The sequence below is a fragment of the Pseudooceanicola onchidii genome, assembly GCF_004959925.1.
In the GTDB taxonomy this organism is placed as follows: Bacteria; Pseudomonadota; Alphaproteobacteria; order Rhodobacterales; family Rhodobacteraceae; genus Pseudooceanicola; species Pseudooceanicola onchidii.
The window spans coordinates 1-20,387 of the sequence record NZ_SPUW01000005.1 but is presented as its reverse complement, the minus strand read 5'-3'; the positions used below and the strand labels follow the sequence as shown (position 1 = coordinate 20,387).

The 20,387-nt window shown below is 63.3% G+C and carries 18 protein-coding genes; 11 read left to right on the top strand and 7 right to left on the bottom strand.

Translation table 11 applies throughout. From position 1 onward, the window contains the following. Positions 1 to 275: 275 nt before the first annotated feature. Both E4S58_RS17600 and E4S58_RS17595 read right to left on the bottom strand, forming a co-directional pair. Entirely contained in the window at positions 276 to 1,337 is a 1,062-nt protein-coding gene (locus E4S58_RS17600) for a glycosyltransferase family 2 protein (protein ID WP_136637785.1), read from the bottom strand. Between the two features lie 65 nt (positions 1,338 to 1,402). After that, positions 1,403 to 1,939, bottom strand: a complete 537-nt coding sequence (locus E4S58_RS17595; RefSeq protein WP_169052728.1) for a VanZ family protein — start codon at positions 1,937 to 1,939, stop codon at positions 1,403 to 1,405. 144 nt (positions 1,940 to 2,083) lie between these two features. Between E4S58_RS17595 and E4S58_RS18100 the strand changes: the two genes are divergently transcribed. The 3 genes from E4S58_RS18100 to E4S58_RS17580 are packed head-to-tail and all read left to right on the top strand — an operon-like array spanning position 2,084 to position 3,530. Beyond that, on the top strand, positions 2,084 to 2,599 hold the full coding sequence (locus tag E4S58_RS18100; protein WP_169052727.1) for an acyltransferase: 516 nt from the start codon (positions 2,084 to 2,086) through the stop codon (positions 2,597 to 2,599). Beyond that, positions 2,596 to 3,063 (top strand): glycosyltransferase family protein, encoded by a 468-nt coding sequence (locus E4S58_RS17585; RefSeq protein ID WP_136637783.1) that lies wholly within the window; start codon positions 2,596 to 2,598, stop codon positions 3,061 to 3,063. The genes E4S58_RS18100 and E4S58_RS17585 overlap by 4 nt, the downstream gene beginning before the upstream one ends. After that, positions 3,060 to 3,530 carry a glycosyltransferase gene (locus E4S58_RS17580; protein WP_169052726.1) on the top strand — a complete coding sequence of 157 codons (471 nt, stop codon included), beginning with the start codon at positions 3,060 to 3,062 and terminating at the stop codon, positions 3,528 to 3,530. Before E4S58_RS17585 ends, E4S58_RS17580 begins: the two co-directional genes overlap by 4 nt. 6 nt (positions 3,531 to 3,536) lie before the next feature. Here the strand turns inward: E4S58_RS17580 and E4S58_RS17575 are convergent, their stop codons facing one another. Further along, positions 3,537 to 7,148 carry a LamG-like jellyroll fold domain-containing protein gene (locus tag E4S58_RS17575; protein ID WP_136637781.1) on the bottom strand — a complete coding sequence of 1,204 codons (3,612 nt, stop codon included), beginning with the start codon at positions 7,146 to 7,148 and terminating at the stop codon, positions 3,537 to 3,539. Between the two features lie 376 nt (positions 7,149 to 7,524). On the opposite strand from E4S58_RS17575, the gene rfbC reads away from it, so the two are divergent. Genes rfbC through rfbA form a run of 4 tightly spaced genes read left to right on the top strand, consistent with a single transcriptional unit; the run spans position 7,525 to position 10,850 of the window. After that, complete coding sequence (gene rfbC / locus E4S58_RS17570; RefSeq protein WP_136637780.1) at positions 7,525 to 8,091, top strand: dTDP-4-dehydrorhamnose 3,5-epimerase; 567 nt, start codon at positions 7,525 to 7,527, stop codon at positions 8,089 to 8,091. Continuing rightward, positions 8,088 to 9,134: a dTDP-glucose 4,6-dehydratase gene (gene rfbB / locus E4S58_RS17565; protein WP_136637779.1), complete on the top strand. Its 1,047-nt coding sequence runs from the start codon at positions 8,088 to 8,090 to the stop codon at positions 9,132 to 9,134. Before rfbC ends, rfbB begins: the two co-directional genes overlap by 4 nt. Next, positions 9,131 to 9,991 carry a dTDP-4-dehydrorhamnose reductase gene (gene rfbD / locus E4S58_RS17560; RefSeq protein ID WP_136637778.1) on the top strand — a complete coding sequence of 287 codons (861 nt, stop codon included), beginning with the start codon at positions 9,131 to 9,133 and terminating at the stop codon, positions 9,989 to 9,991. Before rfbB ends, rfbD begins: the two co-directional genes overlap by 4 nt. Next, positions 9,981 to 10,850: a glucose-1-phosphate thymidylyltransferase RfbA gene (gene rfbA / locus E4S58_RS17555; RefSeq protein ID WP_136637777.1), complete on the top strand. Its 870-nt coding sequence runs from the start codon at positions 9,981 to 9,983 to the stop codon at positions 10,848 to 10,850. Before rfbD ends, rfbA begins: the two co-directional genes overlap by 11 nt. 77 nt (positions 10,851 to 10,927) lie before the next feature. Here the strand turns inward: rfbA and E4S58_RS17550 are convergent, their stop codons facing one another. From E4S58_RS17550 to E4S58_RS17540, 3 genes are all read right to left on the bottom strand, one after another. Next, positions 10,928 to 11,656, bottom strand: a complete 729-nt coding sequence (locus E4S58_RS17550; protein WP_136637776.1) for a VPLPA-CTERM sorting domain-containing protein — start codon at positions 11,654 to 11,656, stop codon at positions 10,928 to 10,930. 610 nt (positions 11,657 to 12,266) lie between these two features. Continuing rightward, positions 12,267 to 13,301: a ParB/RepB/Spo0J family partition protein gene (locus tag E4S58_RS17545; protein ID WP_136637775.1), complete on the bottom strand. Its 1,035-nt coding sequence runs from the start codon at positions 13,299 to 13,301 to the stop codon at positions 12,267 to 12,269. Positions 13,302 to 13,557: 256 nt separating this feature from the next. After that, positions 13,558 to 14,994 (bottom strand): AAA family ATPase, encoded by a 1,437-nt coding sequence (locus E4S58_RS17540; protein ID WP_136637774.1) that lies wholly within the window; start codon positions 14,992 to 14,994, stop codon positions 13,558 to 13,560. 241 nt (positions 14,995 to 15,235) lie between these two features. On the opposite strand from E4S58_RS17540, the gene E4S58_RS17535 reads away from it, so the two are divergent. Continuing rightward, positions 15,236 to 15,424, top strand: a complete 189-nt coding sequence (locus E4S58_RS17535; RefSeq protein WP_136637773.1) for a hypothetical protein — start codon at positions 15,236 to 15,238, stop codon at positions 15,422 to 15,424. 74 nt (positions 15,425 to 15,498) lie between these two features. Here E4S58_RS17535 and E4S58_RS17530 read toward each other — a convergent pair whose 3' ends face one another. After that, positions 15,499 to 16,818, bottom strand: coding sequence for an AAA family ATPase (locus tag E4S58_RS17530; protein WP_136637772.1), 1,320 nt, complete (start codon positions 16,816 to 16,818; stop codon positions 15,499 to 15,501). Positions 16,819 to 17,276: 458 nt separating this feature from the next. On the opposite strand from E4S58_RS17530, the gene E4S58_RS17525 reads away from it, so the two are divergent. From E4S58_RS17525 to E4S58_RS17515, 3 genes are all read left to right on the top strand, one after another. Next, entirely contained in the window at positions 17,277 to 18,320 is a 1,044-nt protein-coding gene (locus tag E4S58_RS17525) for a replication initiator protein A (protein ID WP_420821289.1), read from the top strand. Between the two features lie 146 nt (positions 18,321 to 18,466). Next, on the top strand, positions 18,467 to 19,633 hold the full coding sequence (locus tag E4S58_RS17520; protein ID WP_136637771.1) for a nucleotide sugar dehydrogenase: 1,167 nt from the start codon (positions 18,467 to 18,469) through the stop codon (positions 19,631 to 19,633). Positions 19,634 to 19,726: 93 nt separating this feature from the next. Beyond that, complete coding sequence (locus E4S58_RS17515; RefSeq protein WP_136637770.1) at positions 19,727 to 20,362, top strand: hypothetical protein; 636 nt, start codon at positions 19,727 to 19,729, stop codon at positions 20,360 to 20,362. Positions 20,363 to 20,387: the final 25 nt, after the last annotated feature.

The window sequence follows — 20,387 nt, the reverse complement described above, 5'->3', positions numbered from 1 at the left end:
GCATCGCCAAGAGAGGCTGCAAAGTCGAGGCGAAACAAGGGGACTGCGCCAATTCGCCGACAACCGGAGCTGGACAGCATCAGGGGCGCAGTTGGCATTTTCCAAGCTGCCCCTGGCCGGGGCTGTCAGCCCCACCGCCTAGCGATAGGCCTCATCGTTGTGCGAACCGCATCCGCCAGTCGCCAGTCGCCAGTCGCCAAGGCTGCAACAGGCGCTCCCGGTCAGGACAACTGTTTCCTAAATGGGCTACGGATCGTTAGCATCAACCACGAGGTTCACTGGGCCAGGCCGATCCGGCGCTTGGCCTCGTCCGACAACCGCGCCCGTACCGCCGCAGGCGGCGCCAGGCCGAAGGATCCGCGCAGTAGCGCCAACGCCTCGGCCCGGTAGCCCCTAAGCATGTATTGGCCGGCCTTGCCCAGGGTCCAGGCATGAGCGATCAGGCGGCTGCCGGGAAAGAAGCGGTGAAGGAACATCCGCCGCGCCCGATGCTTGAAATACAGAGAGAAGGGCGCCGCCGGCCGGTCGAGCGTGGGTGATCCGATCGAGGCTCCGGCCCGGTGATAAAGCAGCGCGTCGGGACAGAAGGCGAGCGGCAGGTCCCCCCGGCGCAGCGCCCAGTCCACCTCCTCGTAATAAAGGAAGTAATCCTCGCGCATCGGCCCCACGATCTCATAAAAGCGACGAGAGGCGACCATACTGGCGCCGGTGATGAAATCGAACCCCGACGCATCGGGCAACGGCGTCGCCACATGGCTGGCGCCAAGGTTGACATTGCCGGTGATGCCGCTGCCCGGATGCACATAGCCACCGTCGATCTGGATCATGTCCGGATCGTGCATATAAAGCACACGCCCCCCCATCAGGGAAAACCCACCGTCCGGTTCGGGCGCTGTGGCAAAGGCACGGGCGGTGCCGGGCGGCACGGCGCTGTCAGGATTGAGTACCCAGAACCGGTCGATCCCGGGCTGCGCCGCCAGCACCTCCAGCCCGCGGTTCACCCCGCCGGCAAAACCCGCATTCAGCCCAGTATCGAGCAGCAGGAGCCGGTGCCCCGCCGCCTCGGCCGCCGCCGTCCAGTCGGCGGGATCCTCGCTCAGCGGGATCGGCTTGTACGCGGCGGTGCAGGCAAAGGGCAGATCCGCCGGTGCCATCCAGTCCTGTCGCCCCGCCGCCCAGTCGCGCAGGAGCTGCGGCGTGCCGTCGGTCGAGCCGTTGTCGACCACCACCACGGTCAGCCGCACCCCGTCCGAGGCCCAGAGGCTTTCCAGGCAGTCCAGCAGCACATCCGCGCCATTATAGGACACGACGACAACACCAAGGTCTGGCAAAGGCATAAAAATTCCATTCAAAAATCAGGCGCGGGACGGTTGGCGCCACGATAGCCACCGGGCCCGGAGGATCAATGCCCCGCCCCGCCGCCGCGCTGGAAAAAGCGGCTCTGCAGCGCCCGGGTGATGACATATCCGCCCCAGACCCCCGCGACATTCAGGATCAGGTCGTCGACGTCGAACTCGCGATAGGGACAGGGAAAGAGACCGAATACCCCGGTCAGTTGGGTCAGTTCCACCAGCCCCGACAGGCCAAGACCCAACCCCGCCGCCTGGACCGGCCGGTCCATAAACGGCATAAGGGCGGCGCCGATCAGGCCACAGATCAACAAATTGGCCAACCCGGTCATCACGGTCCGGTCGGTTAGTGCGCTGTCCCCCCGAGCCTGCAGGTCAAGGAAATGCAGCACGAAACGGAATGGCATTAGGTTGACCTTGGCCTCAGGCCGCGGACAGATCATGGTGGCGGGATCAGGCATTGGCAGCTGCGTCAGCAGGATAAAAAACAGGAGCAGAAAGAGCGCCGGCAAGGCCCGCAGTGGCACCCGCCGCCCGGCGAGGCGGGACAGGATCAAAGCCGCGGCAAAGGCGCAGGCCGTATAGGCCAAGGTCTTTCCGGCAAAGCTCAGCGCCCATGAGAGCATCTCTGTCACCTCCAATTTGCGGCATCTGGGCCTCTGCCATTGAGCATCCGGGAGATTTGACCATACTCGCCCAGCGCTTTGCCGCCGGACTTACCAGACCAGGACATTATGCCCACACGCTTTTTCGGACGATACGAAGTCACCTTTATGCGGGCGGTGCGCCGCTATGGCCTGTTGCCAACGCTACGGACGCGCCTGCGGGATGTCGTGCTGCAGCTGCGCTGGCTGTATTTCACCCGTGTCTGGGGCATGGACCTGCATCCCTACACACTGATTTCAACCAAGGCAAAGCTGGACCGGACCTATCCCCGCGGCATTCACATTGGCGAGGGCACGGCAGTGAATTTCGGCGCGGTGATCCTGACCCATGACCTAGTGCGGGAGGAGTATCGCGACACCCGGGTTGGCCGCAATTGCATGATCGGCGCGCATTGTATCCTAATGCCGGGTGTGACGATCGGTGACCATTCCATCGTCGGTGCCGGTGCTGTGGTGACCAAGGACGTGCCGCCGAACAGCTTGGTCGTGGGCAATCCGGCGCGGGTCATCCGCATTAATGTTCAGACCAAGGATTTCGGCCGCATGCTGGACCCTGGCACTGCGGTTGCAGAGGCACCGCAATGAAAAGCGCCACCGGTCGACCGCGTCGGATCCTCGCCATCGCTTCGGGCGGAGGGCACTGGCAACAGCTCATGCTGCTCCGACCCGCTTTTGAAGGGCATGAGGTGCTATTTGCTACCACCCTGACCGGGCTGGCCGCAGAATTCGATGCCCATCCCTATGTCACCGTGCCCGACTGCAACCGCAATAAGAAGATTGCTATCCTGAGATCGGCGGCGACAGTTACCACCCTGATACTGTGGAAAAAACCCGATATCGTCATCTCGACCGGGGCTCTGCCCGGGGTCATAGCGCTGGCTATCGGGCGGCTCATCGGGGCCCGCACCGTCTGGATCGACAGCATTGCCAATGCCGAGGAAATGTCGATGTCGGGCAAGCTGGCGCGCCGGTTTGCGCATCTATGGCTGTCACAATGGGAACATGTCGCGGCTGAGACCGGTGCGGATTTCGCGGGGGCGGTGCTGTGATTTTCGCCACGGTCGGAACTCAGTTGCCCTTTCCCCGCCTGATGAACGCGCTCGCCACGCTGGTCATCGATTTGGACGAGCCGGTGATCGCCCAGACCGGGCCTGATCCCACGCGCTACCTCGCGCTGGATCAGCGCGAGACCCTGGCCCCGGCCGAGTTTTCAACCCTATTCCAAGAAGCGCGGATAATCGTCGCTCATGCCGGAATGGGAACAATCCTGTCGGCCCGGCGCTGGCACAAACCGCTGGTCATCTTACCGCGCCGCCACGATCTAGGTGAACACCGCAACGATCACCAACTGGCCACTGCGCGTCATGTCGCGGATCTACCAGGTATTCACGTTGCGTGGGAGGACGCGGAGCTGGCCCCGTTGCTGCGCAGACAGGACCTGCCGTCGGCCGATGAAACTCCTGGCCCGGGCCGCGCCGCCCTCATCGGACGGCTACGAGACTTTATCGCCAACTGAGCCAGATCAGAAAAGCGCGTCGCTCTGCCACATCAGAGACGCATCCGGCAGGATCAGGTCGAACCCGCCGTCATAGGTGCTGGCAAGGTTATCGGTGACGACGGCATAAGCGCTCACCGCGTGATCGACGACGATGAAATCGTCTATCGTACCTTGTAGGCTGTCGCTCCAGGCGTGTCCCAGCACCAAGTCCTGCGCCCCAGCGCGGTTCAGCGTGCCCGAAGCCTCGGTGTTACTACCTACCAGTTCGCCGTCGACATAGAGGTGCAGTCCGCCGCCCGTCTCTCCATCATAAGAGACCACCAGACGGTGCCAGTCGGCATCGCTGATCTCCCGGGCGTCGCTAGTGACCGCGTAGCTGCCTTCAGAGGTCGTCATGCGGAAGCTGACGGTTCCGTCGGCTAAGATCTCTGCGTTGAGCTCGGCGTGCATGTGCAGGAAGGTTCCAGCTTCACCGCCCAGATCACGCTGCAGCGACATACCGAAAGTGAATGAGGCCAGATCCTGAATCTGCTTTGCCGCATTGTCGATATGGAACTCGTTCTGACCGTCGAGGTGAAAGCCGCCGCCATGTCGGCCCTCTGCCACACCCGACGCTCCCTCAACCCAAGCTCCGGTTTGAAATAGGCTCTGATCACTAGCCTCCGTATCGAAATCGAACTTCAGCAGCGTCGCTTGGGTCAGTTCTTTCGGCGTTAGGTCGATATGCGGCTCTTCGCTGACAGGCTGGAGCGGTTCCGGCAAAGAACCTCCCGCAATATGCTGCAGCGGGCTCTCCTGCCCGGCCAGCGCTGCAGCATTGTCTTGGGCCGCGTCCGCCTCGGTGGCGGCACCTTCAACGATAAGCAGATCATCAACAGTGCCTTGCAGGCTGTATGACCAAGTCTGGCCGAGGACCAAGTCATAGTTCCCGGTAGAGTTCAGAGAGCCATTGGCAGATGTATTTTCGGCCACCAGTACACCGTCGGCAAAGAGCTTCAGCCCGCCTTTGCTATCATAGGAAATCGCTAAGCGGTGCCAGTCGCTGTCCGACAGTAGACCCTTTTCGCTCTGAGCCTGGAAGCTGCCGTTCGTCGTGGCGATCTTTACGTCGAGGCGGCCGTCCGACGTGATCTTGGCGTTCAATGTGCCGTGCTGGTGCAGGAAGGTACCGACAGCACCGCCGACATCGCGTTTGAGGTCGAGAGCGATGGTGAAATCTCCCAACCCCTGCAACTGACCGTTGGACCCGTCGATGATCAGGTCATTCCAACGCGACAGATGGTAACCACCAGCGCCGTTCAAGCCCTCTCTACCGGAACTGCGCAGCTCCGATTCGTACAGGCTCCGATCCGCGAAATCCGTGTCGAAGTCCAGCTTCAAGAGGGTCGATAGGGTGTTTTTTGAGGTATCAGGCGTGTCGAGAACAATGCCCTCTGCTCCGCCCCCAGTAGATGCCGGCATATCAACTTCGGAGAAATCCAGTTCTGGCGTCGGTTCCGGTTCTGGAGTTGGACCGGGCTCCGGGGCTGGTTCAAGAGATAGTTCAGGACTGGGCTCGGGGGTCGGCTCGGGCTCCGACGCCTCGCCAATGGAAACCAAGTAATCCAGCTCGGCCTCATCGCTGTCCATCGGCTCTGCGATCAGCGAGATCCCATCCAGTCGGCCCTGCAGACTATTGCCCCAAGTATGACCGAAGACTAGATCCCAGCCACCACCAGATTTCAGCGCGCCCGAGGCCTCGGTCGTCTCAGCCTGCAACACTCCATCAACATAGACCTGAAGGCCGCCACCCGTCATGCCGTCATAGGAAATAGAGATCCGGTGCCAGTCAGCATCGCTGACCAAGCCAGCTTCCGTCGCAGCCGAGAAGCTGCCATCGGATGTGCTCATGCCAACGTAGACAGCACCATCATCCGTTATCTTCACGTTCAGACCGCTGTGGATATGTAAGAAGGTGCCTGCCGCACCGCCGACATCCCGGGCGAGCGAGAGGCTAAGCGAGAAATTCATCAGGTTCTTCAGATGGGATTCACCGCGGTCGACATGAACCTCATTGGTCCCGTCGAGATGGAATCCGACCCCAGATTGACCCTCTGCCGTGCCCTCGGCGCCTTCGACCCAGATCTTGGCGCCGTGTGAGCTCACATCCGCGATCCCGCCCTCGAAGTCGATCTTGAGCAGGTTGGTATCCGCGACTTCGGTTGTGCGCAAGATCGAGGCGCTCGTACCGCCATCGCTGACAGTCAATTCGACACTGTATTCGCCCGCTTCGGCGTAGTCACGGGTAACTATGCGCCCTTGCATCACGACACCGTCGGAGAAGGTCCAGTTATAGGTGGTCCCAGTCGGATCCAGTGCGCCATCGGGCCCGTAGGAATAACCGGCATCATAGCTGATGAGCGAGACATCGCCCGGCGTGACCTGCTGGGAGATAACCGCGGTCAGGTCGCCGCTCTGCTGGCCGCCTTGGGTCGCCTCGGCGCCATAGAGGCCGTTCCATTCGCTGTCCGGGGTAAAGCGCAGGTCGCGCAGATCGACATCGCCCTGCCCGGTCCAGTTGACTAGGTGGTTGCCGATATAGTTTGCAGCCGCCGGATTGTCATAGTTGATCAGGATATTGTCCGTGACGACATGGCCGTCGGCCCGGATGAGGGTGGTCAGGTTGCCCGTAACCACGCCATCGGTGACGCCGTAGAGGTTAATCGTCGGTGCGCTGTTCGACCCGGTGCTGTTCGCGGTGGCGTACATCAGGGAATCGCTGTTCTGCAGCAGCGTGTTGTCCGAGACCTGAACCCCGACCGTGTCATAGATCGTAATGCCGTGGCTGTGACCGTTGTAGATCACATTGCCCTCGATCACGATGTTCTCGTAGGCGACACCGGTCTGGCTGTACACCTCGTTCTTGATAAAGATCGTCTGGGTCGCGGCGCCGTCGCCGCTGTTAAAGTAGTTGTCCCGGATGGTCAGGTTCTCAGTGTTCTGGGTATTGTAGGGCGCCGACCAGACCTGGATCATGTCATCGTGGTTAGCGGCGCCGACCGAGCCGTAGAAATCGTAGAAGCTGTTGCCCTCAATCAGCGTGTCCTGAACCCCCGAAAGGCGAACTGCATCCGCTGTCAGTTTGGTGAAATCGTTGCTTGCGATCTCGCTGCCCGTGGCATTGATCACCGTGATGCCCTGGTGAAAGCCGGTGACCGTGTTACCCGAGAAAGTCAGGTCGTCGCTGTCCCGAAAAAGGGCAAGGCTGTGCCCGACAAGGTTCGTCCCCAAGCCGTCGTTCAGCCCGTTGGAGTAACTCGCAAACGTGTTGTTGATGAAGGAGATGCCGTCGCTTTTCAGAATCGTCAGATCCGTCTGGTATCCCTCAACATCGGCGCTGCTGTCGAACTTGAGGCCCTCGAACGAAATATTCTGGCTGCTGACAAGTTTCACCAGATCGAACTGGGGTGGATCTTCCGGGTCTGCGGCAACGATACGGATGACGCCCTCTGCACTGCCCGCCATGTATTTTTGAACCGAATAGGCTTCTTCGGAGTTATGAACGAGAATGGTCCCGCCACCAGCTTGGCTCAGCTTGTTGATGGCCGAGGAAAGTTCGCTGTTTGTGTAGACCGAAATCGCTTCGTTGGTTGTCACGTCGTGGCTCCTGACGCCCGCAGCAGGGCTGTTTTGAGAGGCTTGTTGGTCAAAGCGGCTATGATCCGCAGGGAGGAATTAACTTCTCTGCGCTGGCAGTATCAGGGCCGCATTTGGACGTTTTGTTGGCGGAACGGTCGGCTGCTTCACTTATTGGAAACGTTTTTTAGGTATCTTTTAACGACCATTTCCTTCGGTCCGTTTCCCCAATCCAGACCTGTCGGCAATGTCGTCGCAAGCCGGTCGTGATGCTGGAAACGGCATGCTTAGCTCATCCTCAAAACACTTGCTCTGACTGCGCGTGACAGCTGGGTCCAGCTTTGCTACCCCCTTGTCACAAAGAGGTGGCCCAGCCGCCCCCATTGGAGCATGTGATTTGAAAGTAGAAACTACCGCTCTCCCCGGGGTGCTGATCCTCACGCCCCGGCGGTTCGGGGATGATCGAGGGTTCTTCTCAGAAAGCTGGAACCGTCGCACCCTTGAGGAGGTGGGCGTGCACCTCCCTGCGTTCGTGCAGGATAACCATTCCCTTTCGGCTCAGCCCGGCACCATACGCGGCCTGCATTTTCAAGCGCCGCCGCATGCCCAGGGCAAGCTGGTGCGCTGTGGGCGTGGGCGTCTGTTTGATGTCGCAGTGGACATCCGCAAAGGTTCGCCCACATACGGACTTTGGATCGGAGAGGAACTGTCATTCGAAAACGGCCGCCAGATTTGGATCCCGGCCGGGTTCCTGCACGGCTTTGCCACCATCGAACCCAATACCGAAATCAACTACAAGTGCACGGACCACTACACGCCTGCGTGTGACGGTGCAGTCAGATGGGATAGTTGCGGCATCAAATGGCCATTTTCCGCCGAAACAGAGCCGCTTTTGTCGCAAAAAGACGCCGAAGCCCCCACCTTTGACGACTTCGACAGCCCCTTCACGATGGAGCCCTCATGAAGATCCTCGTCACCGGCGGTGCCGGCTTCATCGGATCCGCCGTCGTTCGCCTCGCCATCGCGCGCGGGCACCAGGTGGTGAACCTCGATGCGCTGACCTATGCGGCCTGCCTCGACAACGTGGCGATGGTGGCGGACAGCCCCGACTACGCCTTCGAGCAGGCTGATATCCGCGATCTGCCCGCCCTCACCCGCATCTTCGAGACGCATCAGCCTGACGTGGTCATGCACCTCGCCGCGGAAAGCCATGTGGACCGCTCGATCGACGGCCCCGGCGCCTTTATCGAGACCAACGTGATGGGCACCTACAACATGCTGGAGGCCGCGCGGGCCTACTGGGTCGCCAAGGGCCGGCCCGAGAGCTTCCGCTTCCACCATATCTCGACCGACGAGGTCTTTGGATCGCTGCCAAATGACCCGTCCGTGCAGTTCACCGAGGACACCCCCTACGACCCGCGCAGTCCCTATTCCGCGTCAAAAGCCTCGTCCGACCACCTGGTGCGCGCCTGGGCTGAGACCTACGGCCTGCCGGTCGTGCTGACCAATTGTTCCAACAACTACGGGCCCTACCACTTCCCCGAGAAGCTGGTGCCGGTGGTGATCCTGAACGCGCTGGCCGGCAAGCCGCTGCCGATCTACGGCAAGGGCGACAACATCCGCGACTGGCTTTTCGTCGAGGATCACGCCGATGCGCTGCTGCTGGTGGTCGCGAAGGGCGAGCTAGGGCGCAGCTACAACATCGGCGGCGAGAACGAACGTACCAACCTCGAGCTGGTGCAGACGCTCTGCAAGGTCTTGGACGCGAAACGCCCCAAGGCGAGCGGCAGCTACGCCGACCAGATCACCTTCGTCACCGACCGCCCCGGCCATGACGCGCGCTATGCGATCGACCCGAGCCGCATCCGCGAGGAACTGGGCTGGCGGCCGTCGGTCACGGTTGAAGAAGGGCTGGACCGGACGGTCCAGTGGTACCTCGACAATGAGGATTGGTGGCGCGCGCTGCAGGCGCGGGACGGGGTCGGCAAGAGGCTCGGCACCGGATGACCCTCCTCGTTTTCGGCAAGACCGGCCAGGTCGCGACGGAACTGGCGCGCCTCGCCCCGGACGCGATCTACCTGGGCCGGGATCAGGCGGATCACGCCGATCCAGAGGCCTGCGCCACACAGATCCGCGCGCACACCCCCACGGCCGTGATCAACGCCGCCGCCTGGACCGCCGTCGACAAGGCCGAGGATCATGAGGCCGAGGCGACCGTGATCAACGGCGACACCCCTGCCCTGCTGGCGCGGGAATGTGCTGAGCTCGACATTCCCTTCGTCCATATCTCGACCGACTATGTCTTTGCCGGCGACGGCACCACGCCGTGGCGGCCGACAGACCCTGTTGCGCCGCAAAACGCCTATGGCCGGTCCAAGTTGAAGGGTGAGGACGGCGTGCGCGTCGCGGGTGGTCGCTTTGCCATCCTGCGCACCTCCTGGGTCTTTTCGGCCCATGGCGCGAACTTCGTGAAGACCATGCTGCGGCTGTCGGAAACCCGCGATGCGTTGACGGTGGTCGGCGACCAGATCGGCGGCCCGACACCGGCAGCGGATATCGCGCGGGCCTGTCTGACCATCACCGAGACGCTGAAGACCCGGCCCGAGACCGCAGGCACCTATCATTTCTCGGGCGCGCCCGATTGCAGCTGGGCCGATTTCGCGCGCGAAACATTCCGGCAGGCCGGGCGCGCGGTTAAGGTGACCGACATCCCGACCGCCGACTACCCGACCCCGGCTGCGCGGCCGCTCAATTCCCGGCTCGATTGCACTGAAACAGAGACTGTTTTTGGCCTTCCCCGCCCCGACTGGCGGGCGGGTCTGACGGCCGTTCTGAAAGACCTTGGAGAGTTCCATGAAGCGTAAAGGCATCATCCTGGCCGGCGGCTCCGGCACGCGGCTTTATCCGATCACCATGGGCGTCTCGAAGCAGTTGCTGCCGCTTTATGACAAGCCGATGATCTACTACCCGCTGTCGGTGCTGATGCTGGCCGGCATCCAGGAGATCCTGATCATCACGACGCCGGACGATCAGGCGCAATTCCAGCGGCTTCTGGGCGACGGCAGCCAATGGGGCCTGTCGCTGAGCTACAAGATCCAGCCCTCCCCGGACGGCCTCGCGCAGGCCTATATCCTGGCCGAGGATTTCCTCGATGGTGCGCCTTCGGCGATGGTCCTGGGCGACAACATCTTCTTCGGCGTGGGCCTGCCGCGGCTGATGGCGAAGGCCTCTGAAAAGGACGTCGGCGGCACGGTCTTCGGCTATCACGTGGCCGACCCCGAACGCTACGGCGTGGTCGCCTTCGAGACGGACGGCACGGTGAAGGAGATCATCGAAAAGCCCGAAGTCCCGCCCTCGGACTACGCGGTGACGGGTCTCTATTTCCTCGACGGCACGGCGCCGGAGCGCGCGAAAGCGGTCCAGCCCTCGCCGCGGGGCGAGCTGGAGATCGTGACGCTCTTGGAGATGTACCTGGGTGAGGGCACGCTGTCGGTCGAACGGATGGGTCGGGGGTATGCCTGGCTGGACACCGGGACGCATGGGTCACTGCTGGATGCGTCGAATTTCGTGCGGACGCTGCAGCTTCGGCAGGGGCTGCATGTGGGCAATCCGGACGAGATTGCGCACGAAAACGGCTGGATCAGTGACGAAAAGCTGCTGGAGCGGGCGAAGCTGTTTGGGAAGACGGAGTATGGGAAGTATCTGGCGGGGATGGTGAAGTAGGACCCTCCCTCCCCGTCGATGTCTGCTTCGCCCCGTTTCGCGCGCGAAACGGGGCGTTTAGCCTTTAGAATCCAGCATCACGTACCGCGGCGGATCAGCCTGAGACCGGTCAACCCGGCCAGCAAAAGTGGAAAACCCGCGGGCAGTGGCACCTCGGGCAATGGCGCGCCGCCGGGATATCCAAGGGTCATGTAGTCGATGCTCAGCGCCCCTTCCACGTAGTCGAACGCGTCTACCACAGTGCCATTGTAAACCTCTTCATAGGTCTTCAGAGGCAGCGGGGCGCTCAGGTAGACCGAAAGCTGCAACGGGAATTCCGGATATGTGTCCGTGCGCGGGCCGAAGGCGGCAAACGGCTCTTCGTATTCGACGGTCACGGTGCTGCCATTGTCGGTGTAGTTCGTCAGATCCGGCAGGATCAGGACATCGAAGACAAGGTCCCCTGGCCCCGTTCCGGTGAAGGGGTCGAAGGGATACCCGCCCCCCGTGGTGCCATCGATCAACCAGTCGCCCGTGGCCGAGGTGCTGAAGACATGCGTACCCAGGGTGAGGGTCCCGGTCCCCGACACCGGATTGGTGTCGAAGCTGAAGGCCAGCCCGTCGGCCGCGTCCCAGCCGACGGTCGAAGTCACCGTGCCGTTGAGAGTGACCGACTTGACCCCCGAGGGGATGCTGAATTGGAAGTTGTCTAAGATGAACCCGGACCCTTCGATAACGGCAAAGGGCTGTCCGACCGGGGCGGCAGAGGCGATCGTAGTGGACAGGGCGAAGACAGCGGCACTGGCCGCGAGGGAAAGATATCCCATGAACCTTTTCTCCAAATGACACTCAGTATGCAGTTAAATTAACAGAGAGATGACCCTAGGGAAACATGCTCATCACGGATGCGCGGGTCTGCGCATACCTTCGCCCCGTTTCGCGCGCGAAACGTTTGGGCACTCCGTCCCACCAGCGGCCATAGGATACGACGCGCGAACCGGGACAATCGGGGACGATTTTCATCACGTTTCATCATACCACCCCTCCGTCCCCTTTGTTTTAAGGCAACTAGCCGAAATGCCCTGCCCCAGACGCGTTCCAAACCGGGCCTCAAATTGGACGATCTGTCCAACGTGCCCGCGCTGAAGCAGTCGGGGCGCTAAACCGGGCCTTGTGAGCGCGAATATCGACAGACATCGACATTTGGCGACCGGCACCGCCCTATAGACAAGGCCCTCCCACCCGCATCACACCGCAGGTCAATGCAGGATCTGCGACCCAAATTGGACGATCTGTCCAATCCGCCCCGGGGGAACGGATAGGGCGTGTCACCTCTTGAAAGACCGCGGGCCACAGAGTCCGGAAGGATCATTGCAAAGGCCGCTGCCCCTGGTCCGGGGCAGCGGCCTTGTCTTGGTGTCGCGGCAAAGGCGGCGGTTATTCTGCCCGGGCGGCCAGCCAGTCGGCGAGGTCGCGGGCGAGCGTCTCGGACACGCCCTTGCCCTTGATCACCACGCGGCCTTCGCGGGCCTCAAGCGTGATGCCTGCGGGCAGGGGACGGCGGGGCAGGGAGAGTTCTGCCGCGCCCTCGCGGGTTGGCCGGGGGGGCTGGGCGGCGCGGGTCAGCGCGTCGTTCAGCAGGGTCACCTCTGCCGCTGCATCGGCGGGCTTGTAGTAGGCGAGCCGCAGGCGGATGTCCTTGAGCACCGTGTCGTTCTGTTCGATCGCCTTGATCAGCGCCAGGCCCAGCCGTTCCGGGATGGCTGAGGCGAACCGCAGCTGATCATCAAGCGCGGCATAGAGCCGGACAAAGCTGCCGATCTTGGACCGCTTGGGTCGACTGGCGGATGAAAACAGGCTCGAAAGCGCACTTTCGGGACTGTTGAAGACGCCTTCCTCGGCTGCGCGGGCGACGATGCGGGCGCGTTCGTAATAGCTCAGCCCGACGCGGATCTCGTTTTCCTCGACCATGGCGCAATAGGCATCCGAGGCGGCCTCGGGCCGGCGCAGCAGGGCCTGGACGGTGGCAAAGCGGTCCTCGCCGGTTTCGGCGTGCAGGCGACTCAGCGCCTCGAGCCGACGCCAGCCCGAGATCAAACCGTAGCGACCGTCGTCCAACGCCACCACCTCGATCGGGGTCTGCTGACCGCGCGCGCGCAGGCTGTCGATCAGCACCTGCATCTCGGCCTCATCGGCGGTGATCCGGTCCCGCACGAGGTAGTCGCGGTCGATCACCTCCAGCGGCAGCGCCTGGACCATGCGGCCGCTGTCACGGGCATCGCGCAACTCGTCCGAGAGGCGGGCGAGGGCGGCCTCGGATGAGGCCGCGCCGGCGACATGGGCGATTGGCGGGGTGGTGCGGGCAAAACCCGAAGGGGACGGCGTGGCGCGCGGGTCGGGACCGGGCGTAACAGGCTCTGTTTCGGGCGAAGTGAAGGCGCGGGCGGGGGTAAGGCGTTTACGTTTGGCCATCACGCGGCTCCTTTTTTCGTCGGGATCTGGGGCAGGGTGGAGCGGCCAAGATTACGCCCCTTGGGATAACGGGACGTGAGGGCGCCGCGCGGTGCCATCGAACCAGAGGCGGGGCAGGGATGTTTCGCGCGCGAAACAGTAGACGCGTCCCGTGGCCGGTGTGTGGCACCAGGCCGCGTCGGCCGCCTGGCCCCGAGGGGCGCGGCATGCGCCCGCAGGGGCGCGCCTGGCCTGCTGTCGGGGACGGGCCCCCCGGTCATTCCGCCGCCTCCTGCGCCGCGGCCTTTTCCTCGCGCCGCCAAATACCAAGCAGCAGCTCCTTGAAGCCGGCATAGGTCTGGTCGAAAGTCGCGCGGCCCCGGGCATAGGTCTCGCGGTTGAAATCGCGGTAGTCGGCCTCGTAGATGCCATTCACCGACTCGCCGGCCTGGCCGATCAGCGCGGTGAAATCCTGCCGGTGCGGCGACAGGGTGCGCCCCATGTAGGCCTGGATCAGCCCGGCCATCTCGGCCTGCTGGGCACCGTCATAGCGGGTGATCATGGCGCGCACCGCATCCCATTCAAACGACAGTTCGGGCTGGCCCAGGGCGCGGGCAGCGATGTTTTCGCCCTCTTCGATCGAGGCAAAGGTGGAATGCAGCATGTCGAAGAAGCGCCCCGTCGAATCGAATTCGAGGAAGGAGGCGCCGAAGGGCACCAGCAGGATGTCCGCTGCCGACAGCCCGTTGATCGTCAGATAGCCAAGCGCGGGCGGGGTATCGAGGAAGACGAGGTCGTAGTCGTCCAGCACGCCGTCTTCTTCCAGCACCTCGGCCAGCGCATCCCAGAGCTTCCATCCCCGCGCCTGCATCCGCCAGACCGGGATTTGGAATTCCGACCAGTAGAGGTTCAGCTGCGCGCCGATCAGGTCGATGTTGGGCCAGTGCGTCGGGCGGATGATGTCCTTAGTGCGGACGCCCATGGCCTCGGTCAGGGTATCGTCAAGGGGCAGGGGGGCTTCGCCGCGCGTCTCGCGGCGGCGGTTCTCGGTCCGCAGATGGGTGCCGTAGTGCCGCGCCAGCAGCGGAAAGACCGTGTCCCATTCGTCCGCCACCTTGCCGCCGAAGATCGAGGTCATCGAGCCCTGGCTGTCGAGGTCGATCATCAGCACCCGGTAGCCGTCAAGCGCGGCCGACATGGCCAGGTGCGCACAGGTCGAGGTCTTGCCCACGCCGCCCTTGAAGTTCGCCACCGCCACGATCTTGGCCGGCAGGCCGTCGGGACGATAGGGCAGGTATTCCTTCGATTTAGAGCCTTCGGCACCGAAATGCGCACGCAGACGCAGCACCTCTTCGAAGGTGAACCATTTGGCGCCGCCCTCGGTTTCGCTGGTGCCCTGGGGCAGGTCGGGATGGGCCTTGAGCACGCGCCGGAAATGCGCCTGGGCTACGGGGATCAGATAGCGCGTGATCTCCCACGTCGAAAAGAGCCGCAGCTGACGGGTGCCGGCCTCGTCGAGGCCCCGCGAGGCCAGGTCGTCACGCCCGGCCTGGCAGGCGCGGGCGATGGCGTCGAACTTCGCGGTGGTGCCGGGGGCATCCAGTGCCGATTCTGCCGCGTCCGGATCGATGTTGAAATAGGGGGGCAGGGGGTCGTGTCCCACCTTGGTGCCACCCTTGGCCCCGGCTTTCGGGGCCTGCTTGCTGCTCTTCATTCCGCAACCTCATGTGCGCTGTTTTCGCCAGTATACGCAAAAAGGCAGCATGTGGAAGAATAGTTGGCAGATCAGGGGAGGGGGCCTTCTTTCTGGGCCGAGAGACCGTGGTGGCCAAGCCCCGTCCGCCTGGCATGCCGGGGATCCTAACTCATTTGCCCCAAAATGGCCCCTTTCCAGTCATGCGGACGCCCTGCCCCAAGGGTGGAGTGGGCACAGGACGTTATGGAAAGGACGCACAATGATCGGTCTTCTGCTGGTAGGCACCTTCGTGGGATACCTCTGTGCCGGCGCCGCCTGGATGATGGGCGCAACCTTCATGCAGGCCCTGGTCGTTCTGTCCATCACCGGCGTCACGGCGACCCTCGCGCTTGGTACGATGCGCCTGCGCAGCGATGTCGACTGCGAAGAGCAGCGCGTCACCGCCTGACCCCTCCCCGATCCTGCCTGTCGAAGCGTCCCGATCCGGGGCGCTTTTTCGTGTCCGACATCCTTTCGGGGCCCTCAGCCCGCAGGGCCGTCCAGCGCGGCCTCTGCCAGCTTCTCCCGCCAGACCTCGGCCATGAGCGCATGAACCGCCGCTTGGATCGCATCCGGGTCACGGCGCAGGGCGGCATGGCGATCGCGCCCGACCGTCCGGTAATCCAGCCCGTAGATCGTGCCGGGTCCGTCGGGATCCGCGAGAAGCGGCACCGCCTCTTGCCGGGGCATCAGAAGGGTTTCTCCCATCTGCGTCTGGATCCCCGTGGCCGCCCGGGTCTGGGTGGCGGGGTCGAAGCGGGTCAGCAGGGTACGCAGGGCCGACCAGGTGAACCGGCGCGGGGTCTCGCCCAGGGCCCGGGCCGCCAGGCCTTCGCGGGTCTCGATCGCGGCGATTTCGCTGCGCAGCAGGGTCAGGCCCCGGCTGGTCGCTGCGATTTCGGCGGATGTGGCGGCGAAGGGCATCAGCAGGATGTCGGCCGCGATCACCGCCGACAGTGTCAGGGGCCCAAGCGCGGGCGGGGTGTCGATGAGGATCAGATCATAGCCTGCGTCCGGTGAGAGCAGGGCGGGCCCGTCCGAGGGGGCAAGGTGCCCCGCCGCATCAAGGCCTGCGCGCAGCGCCTCCCACGGGCGCCAGCTGCGGATCAGGTGCTGCCAGCCGGCGATCTTCTGGTCCGCTGGCGCCAGGGTCAGCCCGCCGCCCAGCAGGTCGACGCCGGCCCAGGCCGTGGGCGAGGGCGCGCGCACCTCGGCCCCGTCAAGATCGGCGTCGGGCGTCAGCACCGGCTCGCCGCGCGACAGGCGCAGGCGGTTTTCGTCACGCAGGTGGCGCGCCGCCTGGGCCGCCAGAAGCGGCAGGGCAGGGGCCGGATCCGGCGCCCCCAGAAGCTGCGACAGCCGACCCGAGGGTGCCAGGTCCAGCACCAGCACCCGGTAGCCGGCCATCGCCGCCCCCTGCGCCAGATGCGCGGCCGTGGTCGTCTTGCCCGTGCCGGGCCGGGGATGCACCAGCGTCAGGATCAGCGGCGCCCCGGGCGGGCGGTCGGGCAGGTGGCGCGCCCCGCCCGAGGCGGCAAAGGCGCGGCGCAGGGCATGCACCTCGTCCAGGGTGAACCAGCGCAGTCGGCCATCTTCTTGGCTCCGGCCCTGCGGCCAGTCGGGATTGGCCCGCAGTGAGCGGCGCAGGTGATTGGGCGCCATCGGCAGGATCCGGTCGGTGATTTCCCAGGTGGAAAAGAGGCGGGCCGGCGCGGGCCCGGCCGATCCTGGCCGGCGCGCTGCAGAGCCGGTCGATTCGGGACCGAGGGTGCCCGCAAGGGCCGCAAGGGCATCAAGATCCATAGGGCTATCCTGAATGTATCGTTAAAATAAGGATGATATAAAATTAAAGATACATCAAGTCATTTACGGGCAAATACCCGATTTTCCTTTGCTTTCTTTGCCATGTCCCAAGATCCCCCTTGGACCAGAGGGGGTAATTTTGCCAGGTCCGTTCTGACCAGCCTAGTTATTTCTGGTTAGAGTCAGTGTTATGGGTTCAGGAGCCTCTTCATAACGCATTGGAAATCAAAAATAAAACAGCTTCCCGAGATGTCGAGTGATTCCGGAACCACGATCAGGTGACTCTGAAACCCCGACAAAGCGACTCCGGTCCCCCGAAAGATCCGCGGGCATCGCTGGACGTGCGCTGTGGATAACTTTACCCTGAGTGTCACCGAAACCACGTTCATCCCGACACAGATCAGGAGCCGTGGCCGGACGAGCACATAAAACCGCCGACAGATCGGCGAGACAGGCACATGATGACACTCTCTCACGGGGCAGCCGGGCTGCTGCCCGATCGGCACCCTCAGGGCGATCTGTTCATCTGCGACATCTTCGATGCCATCCCCAAGGGTGACCTGGCCACGATGGAGCATCCGGTCTTCTCGCTCTCGACCCGGCCAGACACGCGGATCCTGCGTTATGCGCACAATGACGTCGAGATCGAGGTGACGCCAAGCGTGAAGGGCCTGGCGACGATCCACGACAAGGACATCCTGATCTTCTGCATCAGTCAGCTGATGGCGGCGGTGAACGCGGGCCGCACGGTCAGCCGGACGGTTCGGCTGAAGGCGCATGACCTGCTGGTGGCGACCAACCGAGAGACCAGCGGCGACGCTTACCGTCGGCTGCGCGACGCTTTCGAACGGCTGGCGGGTACACGGATCACCACCAATCTGACCACCGGCCCCAAGGAGGACCCGGTCGAGGTCACCCGCGGCTTTGGCCTGATCGAGAGCTGGGAGATCCTGCGCCGCGCCCGGGGGGGGCGCATGATCTCGGTCGCGGTGACGTTGTCGGAGTGGCTGTACCGGGCGATCCTGTCGAAATCGGTGCTGACCCTGTCGCGCGACTATTTCCGCCTGCGCAAGCCGCTGGAACGGCGGGTCTACGAACTGGCGCGCAAGCACTGCGGCCGACAGGAGAGCTGGCGCATCTCGGTCGACACCCTGCTGAAGAAATCCGGGTCCGCTTCGCCACGTCGGGTCTTTCGCAAGATGCTGCGCGACATGATCGCCGCTGACACCCTGCCCGATTACGCCATGAGCGAGGAAGAGGGCGACCTGATCCGCTTCACCCGCCGCGATGCGGTGATCGAGCCCGAGACCCTGGGCCAGGCTGCGGATCTGCCCCTACTGGATGCGGGCACCCTCGCCGCCGCCCGCACGATCCTGCCCGGCGCGGATGTCTACGCGCTTGAGGCCGAATGGCGCGGCTACTGGCTACGCACCGGCCGGCCCAGGCTGGCCGACCCCGCCCGCGCCTTCCTGGGCTTCGTGACCCGGCGGGCGGCGGGGTGAGGGGGGCTGCACCACAGCGTTTCTGTCATGGGGCCGGTTTGCCGGGCTTTTCCCTTGCCCCGGGCCGTCGCTTGCCCATGATGCCGCAAAGCAGAACCGGAGCCCTTCGGGTGCATCTGGCCGTATTTGCAAGGAGTATTTGAGAGATGAAAATCGCCGTCGCCGGGATCGGCTATGTGGGCCTGTCGAACGCCGTGCTGCTGGCGCAGCACAACGAGGTCGTGGCGGTCGATATCTCGGACGCGCGGGTCGCGGGGGTCAACGCCCGCAAAAGCCCAATCGTGGATGCGGAGCTTGAAGACTACCTCGCAACGAAGCCGCTGAGCCTGACTGCCACGACCGACGCCACCACCGCCTATACCGGCGCTGACTATGTCATCGTCGCCACGCCCACCAACTACGACGCCGAGACGAACTACTTCGACACCTCGTCGGTCGAGGCGGTGATCCGCCAGGTCATCGCGACCAACAAGACCGCCACCATCGTCGTCAAATCCACCATCCCCGTCGGCTTCACCGACCGCATTTCCGCTGATTTAGACACGGATCAGGTGATCTTCTCTCCGGAATTCCTGCGCGAGGGCAAGGCGCTCTACGACAACCTCCATCCGTCCCGCATCATCGTCGGCGAGGACAGCCCCCGCGCCCGCACCTTCGCTGACCTGCTGCTCGGCGGGGCCATCAAAAAGGACGCCGCGGTGCTCTTCACCGGCGCCGCCGAGGCCGAGGCTATCAAGCTTTTCGCCAACACCTACCTCGCCATGCGCGTGGCCTATTTCAACGAGCTCGACAGCTACGCCATGGCCGCCGGGATGGACACGCGCCAGATCATCGAGGGCGTCGGCTTGGACCCCCGCATCGGCACCCACTACAACAACCCGTCCTTCGGCTATGGCGGCTACTGCCTGCCCAAGGACACCAAGCAGCTGCTGGCGAACTATTCCGAAGTGCCCCAGAACATGATCCGCGCGATCGTGGACGCGAACACGACGCGGAAGGATTTCATCGCCGCCCAGATCGTTGCGCGGGCGCCTAAGGTGGTGGGGGTCTACCGCCTGGTGATGAAGGCGGGGTCCGACAACTTCCGCCAGTCGTCGATCCAGGGGATCATGAAGCGCATCAAGGCCAAGGGGATCGAGGTGATCGTCTATGAACCCGCGCTGGAGGAGGACGAGTTCTTCCGGTCACGCGTGGTGCGGGATCTGGAGGCGTTCAAGCGCGAGGCGGATGTGATCGTGGCGAACCGCGGGACAGATGAGCTGGCGGATGTTGGGGCGAAGGTGTTTACGCGGGATCTGTTTGGGGCGGATTGAAGCAAGCGTGTTCGCCCACTAGGGTAAAATCATTGTTGAAGGTCATCAAGCGGATAAAGTCGGTGCGTTGATGGCTCCATTCAGGAGAGTTTTATGAAGGTTATTCTTACGGCCACGGTGGCCGGTTGTTTCGTCACCATGGCTCAGGCCGAGACGATGGGATTTGATGCTCTTCCGGATTATTTCGTGGATCCGTCAAATCAATCCTATTCCGAGAATGGGATTCAGGCATCAGCCCCTGGGGGTCACGGCACACTGGCAGCCTATTCCACGTTGCAGGCGGCGCACGTCGACGACAGCGGCAGCGATTTGACCGATCGCATCGTTTTTACCATGTCCGGGCGGTTCAGTGCGGTATCCTTCGACATTTTGCCGCTTTCTTCGGACTATTATGTGATGACCGACACCTATGATTTCGTGTCCGGCACCTACGACAACGTCTTTGTGGAAGGATGGCGGGCCGGGGCTCGTGTCGCATATGACAGGTTTTCAATGGGCACGGTAACCTGGACTTACAGCTTTGGAGCGACCTTCACGGACCTCGACAGCCTCATCATCGGCGGCCGCACCGCTGACCTGAGCGATCCGGGCGAATGTTGGGGGGCGCCCTGTGCGCATTTCGACATCGACAATATCACACTCCAGATGCCCTCCGTGCCGCTACCTGCGGGGCTCCCGCTGCTTTTGATGAGTCTCGGCGGGCTGATGACGCTGCGGCGCAGGGGCTGACAGTCCCCTCAGTCAGAACGGCAGG